Origin of the sequence: Rhizobium aureum, from assembly GCF_030182495.1 — a bacterium.
GTDB lineage: Bacteria > Pseudomonadota > Alphaproteobacteria > Rhizobiales > Rhizobiaceae > Rhizobium > Rhizobium tropici_C.
The window spans coordinates 128,724-141,402 of sequence record NZ_JAQJCI010000012.1 but is presented as its reverse complement, the minus strand read 5'-3'; the positions used below and the strand labels follow the sequence as shown (position 1 = coordinate 141,402).

At 61.2% G+C, this 12,679-nt stretch carries 10 protein-coding genes and 1 tRNA gene; 7 read left to right on the top strand and 4 right to left on the bottom strand.

Features of this window, described 5'->3' with window-relative positions; all coding sequences use genetic code 11:
* Positions 1–343: 343 nt before the first annotated feature.
* Positions 344–2,263: a DEAD/DEAH box helicase gene (locus tag PH552_RS23885; RefSeq protein ID WP_112344410.1), complete on the top strand. Its 1,920-nt coding sequence runs from the start codon at positions 344–346 to the stop codon at positions 2,261–2,263.
* 86 nt (positions 2,264–2,349) lie between these two features.
* Here the strand turns inward: PH552_RS23885 and PH552_RS23880 are convergent, their stop codons facing one another.
* Positions 2,350–3,372 carry a class I SAM-dependent methyltransferase gene (locus PH552_RS23880; RefSeq protein WP_112344340.1) on the bottom strand — a complete coding sequence of 341 codons (1,023 nt, stop codon included), beginning with the start codon at positions 3,370–3,372 and terminating at the stop codon, positions 2,350–2,352.
* A gap of 336 nt (positions 3,373–3,708) precedes the next feature.
* On the opposite strand from PH552_RS23880, the gene PH552_RS23875 reads away from it, so the two are divergent.
* From PH552_RS23875 to PH552_RS23865, 3 genes are all read left to right on the top strand, one after another.
* On the top strand, positions 3,709–4,521 hold the full coding sequence (locus tag PH552_RS23875) for a chromate resistance protein ChrB domain-containing protein (protein ID WP_112344341.1): 813 nt from the start codon (positions 3,709–3,711) through the stop codon (positions 4,519–4,521).
* 6 nt (positions 4,522–4,527) lie between these two features.
* Complete coding sequence (gene chrA / locus PH552_RS23870) at positions 4,528–5,931, top strand: chromate efflux transporter (RefSeq protein WP_112344342.1); 1,404 nt, start codon at positions 4,528–4,530, stop codon at positions 5,929–5,931.
* A 126-nt stretch (positions 5,932–6,057) separates the two neighbouring features.
* On the top strand, positions 6,058–6,459 hold the full coding sequence (locus PH552_RS23865; protein WP_112344343.1) for a GFA family protein: 402 nt from the start codon (positions 6,058–6,060) through the stop codon (positions 6,457–6,459).
* Positions 6,460–6,479: 20 nt separating this feature from the next.
* Here the strand turns inward: PH552_RS23865 and PH552_RS23860 are convergent, their stop codons facing one another.
* Entirely contained in the window at positions 6,480–10,133 is a 3,654-nt protein-coding gene (locus tag PH552_RS23860) for an ATP-binding protein (protein ID WP_112344344.1), read from the bottom strand.
* A 223-nt stretch (positions 10,134–10,356) separates the two neighbouring features.
* On the opposite strand from PH552_RS23860, the gene PH552_RS23855 reads away from it, so the two are divergent.
* Together PH552_RS23855 and PH552_RS23850 are read left to right on the top strand one after the other, a co-directional pair.
* Positions 10,357–10,803 carry a phasin gene (locus PH552_RS23855; RefSeq protein ID WP_112344345.1) on the top strand — a complete coding sequence of 149 codons (447 nt, stop codon included), beginning with the start codon at positions 10,357–10,359 and terminating at the stop codon, positions 10,801–10,803.
* Positions 10,804–11,024: 221 nt separating this feature from the next.
* Positions 11,025–11,101 (top strand) — tRNA-His (locus PH552_RS23850).
* Positions 11,102–11,148: 47 nt separating this feature from the next.
* Here PH552_RS23850 and PH552_RS23845 read toward each other — a convergent pair.
* Positions 11,149–11,295 (bottom strand): hypothetical protein, encoded by a 147-nt coding sequence (locus PH552_RS23845; protein WP_169643943.1) that lies wholly within the window; start codon positions 11,293–11,295, stop codon positions 11,149–11,151.
* A gap of 194 nt (positions 11,296–11,489) precedes the next feature.
* Between PH552_RS23845 and PH552_RS23840 the strand changes: the two genes are divergently transcribed.
* Positions 11,490–11,699 (top strand): hypothetical protein, encoded by a 210-nt coding sequence (locus PH552_RS23840; RefSeq protein WP_113250977.1) that lies wholly within the window; start codon positions 11,490–11,492, stop codon positions 11,697–11,699.
* Between the two features lie 12 nt (positions 11,700–11,711).
* Here PH552_RS23840 and PH552_RS23835 read toward each other — a convergent pair whose 3' ends face one another.
* Positions 11,712–12,593: a LysR family transcriptional regulator gene (locus PH552_RS23835; RefSeq protein ID WP_112344347.1), complete on the bottom strand. Its 882-nt coding sequence runs from the start codon at positions 12,591–12,593 to the stop codon at positions 11,712–11,714.
* Positions 12,594–12,679: the final 86 nt, after the last annotated feature.

Sequence of the window (12,679 nt, the reverse complement as noted above, 5' to 3'; positions counted from 1 at the left end):
AAATTGAGGGGCAAACGATGACCCTCCGCTGGTAACCCCGTGTTAAGAAAGCTTGGTCAAAGGTAAAGGCCAACTTGAGACCGTTCGCATGAGCTGGAGCGGATTGGAGCCGCCCTGGCTCCCGAGACATGAAGTTCACCGACTCGAGCTTGCTTTAGACAGCATCAACTTCAAAGGCAGCGCGGTTCGCTGCCTTTTTTTCGTTTCACCGTGCAGGAAAGCGCCTCTGCTCTGTACATCGGCCTGCCGAACAAGTATGTGCAGGCCTGAAGAAGAGGTTCGCGACGTGCGAACCACGATGATCGCCGCCTGAGGGTGTGCGAAGAATTCCGAAAGACAGATGATGACTGATTTCGAAGGCATCGCTCCTGCGATTGCCGAGGCTTTGTCGAAGCGTGGTTATGAAACGCTGACGCCGGTACAGAAGGCGATGCTCGATCCCGGCCTCGCCGGCAAGGATGCCCTTGTCTCGGCTCAGACCGGTTCAGGCAAGACGGTTGCCTTTGGTCTGGCGTTGGCGCCCGGCCTGCTCGACGGTGCCGAACGCTTCGGCCGCGCCGGCGCTCCGTTGGCGCTGGCGATCGCGCCGACCCGCGAACTGGCGCTGCAGGTCCAGCGCGAGCTGGAATGGCTCTACGGCCTGACGGGGGCGACGATCGCCTCCTGCGTCGGCGGCATGGACATGCGTACGGAGCGGCGGACATTGGAACGCGGTGCCCATATCGTCGTAGGCACGCCGGGGCGTCTCTGCGATCATATTCGCCGCAATTCGCTCGATATCTCCGAACTGAAGGCCGTCGTGCTTGATGAAGCCGACGAGATGCTCGATCTCGGTTTCCGCGAAGATCTGGAGTTCATTCTGGAAGCAGCACCCTCCGAGCGCCGCACCCTGATGTTTTCCGCAACCGTGCCGCGCTCGATCGCCAAGCTTGCCGAAAACTACCAGCGCGATGCCGTCCGCATCGCCACCGCCTCCGAGGCCAAGCAGCATGTCGATATCGACTATCGCGCGCTGACCGTGGTACCGAGCGACAGGGAAAACGCCATCATCAACGTGCTGCGCTACTATGAGGCGCGCAACGCCATCGTCTTCTGCTCGACGCGCGCTGCCGTCAATCATCTGACGGCGCGGTTCAACAATCGCGGCTTTTCGGTCGTAGCCCTGTCGGGTGAGCTCAGCCAGAACGAGCGCACGCACGCCCTGCAGGCCATGCGCGACGGCCGCGCCCGCGTCTGTATCGCAACGGACGTCGCGGCCCGCGGTATCGATCTGCCGGGGCTGGAACTGGTCATTCATGCCGATCTGCCGACCAATCCGGAAACGCTGCTGCATCGCAGCGGCCGCACCGGCCGCGCCGGCAACAAGGGCGTCAGCGCCATGATCGTGCCGCTGAGTGCCCGTCGTCGCACCGAACGCCTGCTGGAAGCCGCCCGCATCCGCGCCACCTGGGCAAAGCCGCCGTCGGCCGACGAGGTGAGCCAGCGTGACGACGAGCGTCTTCTCGCCGATCCCGTCTTTACTGCTGCGCTTGCCGAAGACGAGCAGTCGATCGTGCAGCAGCTGCTGCAGCGCCATGGCGCCGAGCAGGTCGCCGCCGCGTTCCTGCGGCAATACCGCGCCGGTCACTCCGCGCCCGAGGAATTGCAGGACGTGCCGGCAGAAGGCGAGCGCAGAAAGCCGCGTCGGGATGACTTTCCGGTCACGCCTCGCGATGAGGGCTCGTCTGCGGGACGCAACGATTTCACCGATGGAGCCTGGGTATCGCTCTCTGTCGGACGCAAGCAGAATGCCGAGCCGCGCTGGCTGATTCCCATGCTCTGCCGCAACGGCAACCTGACCAAGCGCGACATCGGTGCCATCAAGATGCAGCCCGAGGAGACTTTCGTCGAGCTCTCTCAGGAGAGTTTCGAGCGCTTCCTCGCGGCCATCGGCCCGGACAAGACGCTGGAGCGCGGTATCCGCGTCAAGCCGCTTGCCGGCATGCCGGATTTCCAGCAGGCCAAGCGGGAAGGCGGCTTCGCAAAGAAGAAGCCCTTCGCCGACAAGGGACCGCGTTCGAATGACGGCCCGAAGCCGAAATGGAAGTCCGACCGCAAACCGGAGCGGGCGCATGCAGGCGAGGGCGGCGTTTCCGAGCGCTCCGACAAGAAGCCCTGGGCGAAAAAGCCCGGCAAGCCGGGCTTCGCCAAGAACGACGGCCCGCCAGCAGGCAAACCGAATTCAAGGGCCAAGCGCAAGGCCGAGCGGGCGCAGGGAAATTAATTTCTATCTCCGTGTTCAAGGGGGCGGCCACCCCCTTGGCGCTGTCTCCACATCTCCCGGCAAGAGGAGACCGGTGTTCCGGCCTGCTACTCGAAGAAGATCAGGCTTGCCGGCGATGGTGGTAGCGGCTTTATCCTCACATTATGAAAACCGGCGCGCCTAGCCATCTCGGCCAGGTCCTTCTGCGTGTAGGCCTCGCCTCTTGGCGTACTCGCCAGCATCTCCCATGAGAAAGCGGCTGGGAAGGGCGGCGATATGAGATCGTCGTTCGGCACGAAGTCCACCGCAACCACCTTGCCCTCGGCGCTCAGGGTAGCCCGGCTCTTCCTGAGCAATCCGGCGCAGGTTTCCAGGTCGAAGTGATGAAGGAAGTTCGGCAGCAGGATAAGATCATAGTCCGTGCCCCAGTCGACTTCGAATGCGCTGCCCGGAACGAGCTTGTAGCGTTCGGCAACGCCAAATTGCTGCGCGTTTTGTTTGGCCAATTCCAGAACGGAGCCCCAATCGACTGCAACGATCTCGGCCGAAGGAAAAGCCTTCGCCATCTCGATCCCGAAAAGTCCGTGCCCTGCGGCAATATCAAGTATCTTCCTTGGCTGTATGGGCAAGTTGGCCATTTCGGCGGCGAGGCCGATCGCGCTGCCGCCTATGAACGAGCCCATGCCGCGAGCAAATTTCACCCACACCGGATTGTCCGGAGACATGTTTGCCAATCCAATGGACCCGCCATTGCGGACATAAGAAGCCGGATCGCCCAGGATCTGCCTGAGGATTTCCGGTGCGGCCAGGAACTCGATGGCCGCGCCCATATAGGCCGGCGAATGCCGGTCGAGGAAGGCTCGGCTGGATGGTGTCAGAGCGTATTGATTGCCTGTTTTCGTGAGAAAGCCGTTCACAACGAGATAGTCGCACAGAATGCGCACGCCTCTTTCAGCTGCATTTGTTGCGGCCGCCAAGGATGCCGCATTGCTGCCGTCACCGATCAGAGTAAAAAGATCGAGTTCTATGGCGGCTACGATGGCAGCCGTCTTTCGGCACGCAAACATCGCATCGACCACCAGATTAGGTGAAACTTCGCCCACGTCTGCTTCTACTGCCGTCGTTGACATTGGATCCCCCCTTATGTGCCCAATGACCGACCGGAATAGTCGGTCGCAATGATGAGTTATCTCACAAAAGGCGACTGAGTTTAAGTTTGTCGTCGCTAATACTGCCGAGACACATCAGATATTCTGGCGGCACGGCCGAAGTCATTCATGCGGCCCCAGCATCACTGGCAGGCCTATGAACATCGTCCATGGTTCGGAAAACAGCGGCAGCAAGCGGTTATCCGGCTTGACATTTGGATAATGTCGAGCAGAAAATTAATTATGGGGTTGCGATCACCCCACGAGGCTACGGCTGAAGAATCGCGTCCGTGAAACCGAGCCAACGGAGGACGCGCTATGCCGTCATTTCTGGAAATTACACCTGACAAGCTGAACCGTATTATCGGCACGCCCAACCTGCCGACGATCATCGACGTCCGCACCGACGAGGATTTCGCTGCCGATCCCCGTCTCATTCCCGGCTCGATTCGTCGCGACTATCGGACGGTCACCGACTGGGCGAGCGAATTGGCTGGGCCAGCCATCGTCCTCTGCCAGAAAGGACAGAAACTCGGTCACGGGGTTGCCGCTTATCTCCGGATCTTCGGAAAGGAAGCGGAGGTTCTTGAAGGCGGTTTCGAGGCATGGCGGAGCGCAAGAGGCGCGCTGATCCCCGAAGAGAAACTGCCCCCTCGCGATGACAAAGGGCGGACCGTATGGGTAACAAGGGCGCGGCCGAAGATCGATCGCATTGCTTGCCCATGGCTGATCCGGCGCTTCGTCGATCCCTCAGCGATCTTCCTGTTCGTTCCGGCGGTCGAAGTTACGGCTGTCGCTGATCGCTTCAAGGCGGTACCCTTCGACATCGAGGATGTCTTCTGGAGCCATCGCGGCGAGTTGTGCACCTTCGATGTCATGGTCGAAGAGTTCGGCCTCGGCACCGAGCCTCTTCTTCACCTTGCGACCATCGTTCGTGCCGCGGACACATCTCGGCCCGAATTGGCGCCTGAAGCACCCGGACTGCTTGCAGCCTCGCTCGGGCTTTCGCGGATGTTCAACGACGACTTGGAGCAACTGGAGGCCGGCATGACATTGTATGACGCCTTCTATCGTTGGTGCCGCGACGCGACGGAAGAGACGCACAATTGGCCCAACCCGAGGAAGGCATAAGAGACCATGACGGACCTCATAAAGAACACGGCCGCGCGACCAAGCGCGGCTGAACAGGATATCGTTCCCCTCAGCGAAGCCATAAAGGTCTGGACCCGTGTAGCCGCCCTAAGTTTCGGCGGACCGGCTGGGCAGATCGCCGTCATGCACCGCATCGTCGTCGATGAAAAGAAATGGGTAGGAGAGCATAGGTTCCTTCATGCCCTGAACTACTGCATGTTGCTGCCGGGTCCGGAAGCGCATCAGCTTGCCATCTATATAGGCTGGCTGCTGAACAGGACCCTGGGCGGCATGATCGCGGGTATTCTATTCGTGCTGCCGGGCTTCCTGGCGATCCTCGCGCTCAGTTATGTCTACGTCCTGTTCGGGAACCTGACCTTCATCGAGGGGATGTTCTTCGGGCTCAAATGCGCCGTGCTGGCGGTCGTAATCCAGGCCGTCTTCCGCATCGGCAGCCGAGCCCTCAAAAACAACGTTATGGTTGCATTGGCCGCCGTAGCTTTCGTGGCGATCTTCTTTCTGCACGTTCCGTTTCCGCTCATCATCGTTGGGGCCGGACTTATCGGCTATCTCGCCTCTCGCGGAGGGATCGCTGCTTTCAGGATAGGTGGCGGACACAAGTCGGGCTCCGGGACGATCCTCGAGGATAGCGACTCCGTTCTTGGCGAGGAGATCCCCTTGCACGCTCGACCGAACCTCGCATGGTCTCTGAAGACGTCAGGTGCATTGGCGGTCGCCTGGCTCATTCCGGTTGCGGCCCTCCTGCTAACCCTCGGTCCCGATAACGTTTTTTCCAAGATCGGCATATTCTTCAGCGAAATGGCAGTCGTAACCTTCGGCGGCGCCTACGCCGTGCTGGCCTATGTCGCGCAGGAGGCCGTGCAGCAGTTGGGCTGGCTGCGGCCGGGCGAGATGCTGGACGGACTGGGAATGGCGGAAACGACCCCTGGACCGCTGATCATGGTCACGCAGTTCGTTGGGTTCCTGGCGGGTTATCGCAGTCCCGGTACCCTCAACCCTCTCGCGGCAGCAACCTTTGCCGCCTTGCTGACGACATGGGTCACCTTCCTGCCGAGCTTCCTTTGGATTTTCGCGGGCGCGCCATTCATCGAGAAGATGCGTGGGAATGTCGCGCTGACCGGCGCCATGTCGGCGATAACGGCGGCGGTAGTGGGCGTCATCCTCAATCTCGCGATTTGGTTCGGGCTCCATGTGCTGTTCCGTGAGACAGCAAGTTTCACCTATGGTTCATGGACGATGGACGTGCCCGTCCTGACGTCGCTTTCACCGCCCTCGCTCATGCTGACCCTGTTGGCAGCGATGGCCATCTTTCGCTTGAAGATGTCAGTGATATCGACCTTATTGGCATCCGCCGCTTTGGGCGTCGGCTGGACTGTCTTCGTTTCCTGACGGCAGAGACACTCACCGCGCTAGTGGCCCGGAGTGGAGATTCGTCTCCTCCCGGTAATTTGCAGGGATCTCGCGACTGAGGCAGAATGCAGCCTTCGACCAGGGAGTGAATGGAGTGGCGTGCCCATGCTGATCGGCTCATGTCATTGCGGCAAGACGGGCTGGAGGCTCGAAGGCGATCCAGGCTCGATTACGGCCTGCAACTGCACGCTCTGCCGGCGCTACGGCACGCTGTGGGCCTATGATTACGAAGGAGAGCGGGTCTCCGTCACTGGCCGGACCGCCTCCTACACCCGCGTCGGCAAAGACAAGCCATCCCTCGAAATATTGTTCTGCCCATCCTGCGCCTGCGTCGTGAGCTGGCGCGGCCTGCGGCTGCAAAAGGATGGTCGCCGGCGCATGGCCGTCAACGTGCGGCTGGCGCCGCCGGATCTCGTCGCCGACCTGCCGATCGATCATTTCGATGGGCTCGACACGTTTGAAGACTTGCCTTCCGACGGGCGATGCGTGCGCGATCTCTGGTTCTGATAGGGGGTAGGCGATCTCTCTCAGTTCGCCAACACCCTCGGCGATGGGAAGGTGATCTCGACCAGCGTGCCCTCGTTCGGAGCTGAGTTGATCGCGAAGGTCGCCCGATTGGCATCGACCATGGCCTTGGTCAGCGGCAGGCCGAGGCCCGTGCCGTCGCCGCGCTTGCGGGCATTGGTGGAGACCTGCCGGAACGGCTTCATGGCCTGCTCGAGCTCCGAGCGCGTCATGCCGACACCGGTATCCCTGATCCGCATCACGACACTGCCATTGCCTTCATAGGCGGTCGACACCACGATCTGACCGCCAGACGGCGTGAAGCGGATGGCGTTGGAAAGGATGTTGAGCGCGATCTGCTTGATCGAGCGCAGGTCGGCAACGACATTCGGCACCGATTGCGACAACGCCGTGCGGATGATGACGCGCTGGCTATTGGCTTGCGGCTGCACGAGCGACACCGCTTCGGTGATCGCCTCGTTAAGGCCGACGGAGGCGAAATCCAGGTCCATCTCGCCCGCCTCGATCTTGGAGATATCGAGAAGATCGTTGACGATGTCGAGCACATGGCGGCCGGAACGGCCGATATCGGTCGCATATTCGATATAGCGCGAGTGACCGATCGGCCCGAAGCGTTCGCCGGCCATCATGTCGGAAAAGCCGATGATGGCATTGAGCGGCGTGCGGATTTCATGGCTGACGCGCGCCAGGAAATCCGTCTTGTGGGCATTGGCGGTTTCGGCGGCACGCTTGGCGTTGCGCAGTTCCTCTTCCGTGCGCTTCCATTGCGTGATGTCGCGGATGACGGCGCAGTAGCCGTTCGAGGAGTTGAGGCGCCCCATGGTCATGAACAGCGGCACGAAGCCGCCGGAGGCCTCGCGGCCGATCACTTCGCGGCCGTCATTGAGTACGCTAGCGACGCCATGGCCCGAAAGACCGCCGAGATAATCGAGCACAGCCTTCTGGCTCTCATGGGCAAACAGCATAACGAAGGGTTTGCCGCGCGTTTCCTGATCGTCATAATTGAAGAGGGCGCTTGCCGACCGATTCATCGAGCGGATCTCGCCCTCCTGGCCGATAATGATCACGCCGTCCGTTGCCGTCTCCAGCGTCGAGCGCAGCTCCTCGATCTCCACCTGCAACTTCGCGACTTTCTCGACGATGCGCTCGTGGCGTGCCTCTTCGGGAATGGACTGCGGCGGCGGTGCCGGCGGCTCGCTTCTTTCCACTGGCATCAGCGCCAGCATCAATGCCGTACCATCTTCCCAGCGGATCGACTGCAAGCGTGCCGTAACCGGCACCAGTGCATCGTCGGCGCGCACGACCATCATCGTACCGGGCTGTTCGGTCTTGCCTTCCAGGTCGTTGCGCTGCAGCAGCGCGTCCAGCCCGCCGATCTGCTCGAGATCGTCTAGGTTCTCGTAGCCGGTCAGCCGCAGGAATTCCGGATTGCCGTGGATCAGGCGATCGCCGGCATGGATAAGGATCGCGAGCGGCAACTGATCGACGATCTCGGAAGACAGGCCCGTGCGCATCTTCACGCGCGGCGGAATGGCGGTGTTCAGGACGTCAAGCGGATCGAAATCCTCCTCCGGCTCGGCGGAAGCGGCCGGATTTTCGGCCTGAGCGCCGTCGACGGTCCCAAGGCTGTCGCCATCCGTGGTTTCGGCCAGCTTCTCGAGCGGATTGGATGCATCCTCCCCAGCCTCTGGAGCCGTTGTCTGCCCGTCCTGGACGTGGTCGCTTCCCTCAGTCGGCTCCTCCATATCCGACAGGATCTCGTCGGCCGCATTCGGCTGCGGGGCGATATCGGCATCGTCTTCGTGCCGTTCGTCGTGCGGCTGCTCCGTAGGCGGTTCCGTGCGCTTGCCAAAGGGCTCCAGCTGTCGCGCGATCTCCCGGAAGGCGGCCTGCTCGCTGAGCGAAAGGCCGGCCTGCGTCAAGGTCCGGCGCTCGTGCAGGCGAACCACCTTGTCCGATTCACGCCGGTTCGGAGTTTCGGAAATCCGCAGGGCAGGCGGTTCGTGGTGCTCGGCGGCAGCATCTTCCGCCGTATCCTGCGCCAGGCTCTCCGCCTCTTCCGTCGCGACCGGAGCCTCGGGCGCGGAAGCCGGTTGCTCCTCGGAAACCACCTCGACTTCCGCTAAAGGATCGGTGGCACGTGCCGCATCCTTGTCATCCTGATGGCCGAGATCCATGCCGCGTTTCATCGGATCGTCGATCGCGTCCGCCAAGCGTACGACGCCGAAGCCGCGGAAACCGTCGAATTCGCGGCTGCGGGTATAGGTCGGTAGCGCCGCCAGATCGACCGGCACCATCAGGCTCGTGCCTTCTACCGGCCAGTAGATCGTCCGGCCAGACCATGTATCGCGCCGCGCGAGCAATTCCGCAATCTTGCGGTCCGGATCGAGATTGAAGCGCTGGGCGACATCGGCGAAGGCCTCGCCCGCAATCTGGGCCGCATGGGGACCGACCGCGTCGGCGAATTCGCGGGAAACCTCGCTGAACCGGCCAGCCGCATCGATCTTCCACACGAAACGTGTGGCGCGCCCATTGCGCTGGAAGGTAAAGCCTTCGACAGGATGATTCTCGGCGGACGAACTTTCCGATGAAGGCTGTTCAACACGCGTTTCCGCCGGAGCATCCTTGGCCGGCTCTTCGTCGCTGGTTGCCGCCTGTTCCTGCGGCGTCCCGTTATGAAGGGCGGCTTCGTCCTCCGCCGCGTCGGCGCCATTCGCCAGCACCGGCGCATGCATATCCTTGTCCGTGCTTTCCGAATACGGCGGCGCTTCTTGCTGCTCGTCGGAGCGATATTCCGACGGCTCGTCCAGTTCCTCGATATCGGCCACGGCCTCGATGACATCGCCGAAAGGCACGTCCTCGACAGGCTTTGCAGTCTCATCCGCCGCCGCCTCGAGCTCCTCGCGTACCCCTTCCGTCTGCGGTTCAACCACGGCAGATACGGTGGAGCCTGCCTTTTCGGTGCGGTCCTCCGCCGGATCGAGGCGGCCCATCGCGGCCTCGACGACAAATAGCAGATGCAAGGCTGGAATTTCCGACAGCTTGCCGATCGCGGCAGGCAAATAGCCATGACCGGTCGAGATCGGCCGCTTGATCAGCCGGTCGGGCTGGGCGCCAGCCATGGTCGTCAGCATCCGTGCCGTCTGCGGCGTCACGCCGAGTGCGCCGAAGCCGGCGGAAGCGGCAATGATATCGCCGTCGCGGCCGATGACCGCCATGTGGGTATCGGGATCGTCGAACCCGTCGATCATGCGCCTGGCGCATTCGGCCGATGCGAGCGGCTTCGATGAGACCGGAGAAGAAAACAGGACCGCCTCTTCGCCGGCCTGGATGCGGATGAGCTCGACGGCCGCATTGACAACAGCCCGCTGGAAGCCCGAGGCCATGCGGATCAGGAATGTGCGCTGGTCGCCGACCGCACCGAGGCCGCGCGCCGTTGCCTCGATCTGACGGAACGAGACGTCGCCGGGCTTCGGTCCTTGTTCGACAAAATCATAGATGACGTCATAGCCGAAGAGGTTGGCGCCGGCACCATTGGCCCAGAGCACGCGGTCCATGCCGGTCGAGAACATGACCATGGCTTCGCCGCGTGCGAAACGTTCCCGGACGCGGGGATGCACGGCAATGTCAATGAACGGATATTGAATTGCGGGCATTTTCCAACCTGTTTTGCGGGCGTAATCGCCTCTCTTGCTTTAATGGTTTATTAATAACGGCGCGCCGCTTTTCGGTCCAGCGAAGGGCCCATTTTTCGGCCGGAAAGGTTAACGCCTTGTGCGCCGCACAAAATATATTGCACTGCACAATTTTTTATATTATATAGGCCTCACACAAGTTCACGACGGGCACCTCAGAGAGGACCCTTTTAGGAGCGTAATCATGGCTACTGTAAAGAAAGACGACGTTTTTTCAACGGCGGCATTCGATCCGTCCAAGTTCTCCGAAACCTTCCGCGACTTCGCTGAAAAGGGCGCTGCCCAGTCCAAGGAAGCCTTCGCGAAGCTGAAGGCTGCGACCGAGGAAGCAGGCAAGACGGTTGAGGCAACCGTGCAGACCGCGCAGTCCGGTTCCGTGGAAATCGGCCTCAAGGCGATCGACGTTCTGCGTACCAATGCCGAAAGCTCGCTGGCTCACATGGAAGCCCTGCTTCGCGTCAAGTCCGTTGCCGAACTCTTCGAACTTCAGACCGCCTTCATCCGCAAGCAGGCCGAAGTCACCGTCGAGCAGGCCAAGTCCATCCAGGACACCACCAAGAAGGTTGCCGAGAAGCTGGCAAAGCCCGCTAAGGACGCCGCTGAAAAGGCAATGGCCTCCTTCAAGGCCTGATCATTTTCCGACAATAAGCCTCCCAAGGCGCGAACGTCCCGTTCCCAGGTGCAAGCCTGGGGCGGGGCTTTTTATTTCCGGCATAAGCCGGCTTGCCCGGTATTCCGCCGGGCTTCATCATTGGGATATCTGCAAAGCTTTTTTATATTGCGGGGAGATAGGACTTGAAATAATTTTAAAGTCCTCGTATGTCACCCCCGTTCGCGGCGACGCGGGCATGTGCGGTTGTAGCTCAGTTGGTTAGAGCGCAGGTTTGTGGCACCTGAGGTCAGTGGTTCGACCCCACTCAACCGTACCATTCTCTCCTCTGTTCATCTTGTACAGCTGACCCGTCAGCCACAGAGCCTATTTCTTATCTTCAGGCTTCTTCGAGACGTGACCGGGCGATATCGGATCGCTCGCGGGAAAAGTCTCCTCCAGCGCTTCCTCCAGGTAATCGTCCTGTTCCTTGCGCTCCTTCTCGCTCAGTTTCTGCTGCTTCTTGTCGCTCATCATCGTAGCTCCCTGGCTCAGGTCTGAAATACTAGGCTTTGAGAGCGCGTTGTCCAGCACCGGCGATTTCGGATAATGCCGGTGTGTGCTGGTGGATGGCGATGCGCTTGCCGATATCACGACATTAATCTTGGAACCCCGCCGGCCTCCCATCGTTCTGTCCTTATCAGCAACGAGACGAAAGGATCAGGCCGATGTCGGTGCCGAACGAGCCGATCCCCGAAAAGCCGCCGATGCCCGGCCCCGGATGGACGCCGGAGCCGCCGGTCGAAGAGCCGGAGCCCGACAGGCTGCCGGACGAGATTCCCGTTCCCAATCCCGACGAGAACGAAGAGCCGCCGAAGCATGCCGCAGCCGAGGCTCCGCCGCATCCTCCATGCTGGTGGAACAGCTTGCTGCCGTAACGCGTGCGGGCGTTACAAGAAGATCCGCCGCTCTTCGCTCACCAGTTCCTGCAGGAAATCCACGACGGTGCGCACGCGCACGAGGTCGCGGGCACTTTCATGATAGGTCGTCCAGTAGGCCCGCTTGATGGAGACATCGGGCAGGATACGGTTGAGCTCGGGAAACTGCCTGGCGATATAATCGTGCAGGATGCCGATGCCGGCGCCGGAGCGAACCGCTTCCGTCTGGCCGATGGCGGTGGAGATCTCGAAGGAGGCATCCCAGCTGCGCATGATTTCGCCGGAGAAATTCAGTGACGCCGTGAAGATCAGATCCTCGACATAGCCGATGCGGGGATGCAGCTTCAGCGCCTCGACGCTGTCGGGTAGTCCCGCCTGGGCCAGATAGGCTTTCGAGGCGTAGAGACCGAGCGTGTAGTCCGTGAGCTTGGACGAGACCAGCCGGCCCTGCTCGGGGCGCTCCAGCGTGATCGCGATATCGGCCTCGCGCTGCGACAGCGAAAAGGAGCGGGGAACGGGCACGAGCTGGATACGCAGCTCCGGATACCGGGCGATCAGCCGCCCGAGACGCGGCGCGAGAAATGAGACGCCGAAACCGTCGGGCGCGCCGATCCGCACCGTCCCTGTTATGGCGCTGTCGAGATGGCCGACGCTTGCCTGCGCGCGCAGCATCTCCGTTTCCATGCGCTCCGCCGCGTGCAGAAAAATCTCGCCTTCCGCCGTCAGGTCACAGCCATTGGTACGCCGCACCAGCAACCGCGTCTTCAGCCGCTCCTCCAGCGTCGTCACACGGCGGGAGAGGGTCGCGTGGTTGACACCCAGCCGTTTCGAAGCCGCCAGAATCTGCCCGGTTCGCGCGACGGCGAGAAACATGCGGACATCATCCCAATCCATTCACATATCCAATTTGCACATCGAGGGCTTTAATTTTTGCACAACGGTTGCTTATATCAGCTCATTGATTTGTGCAAATTGAAGTG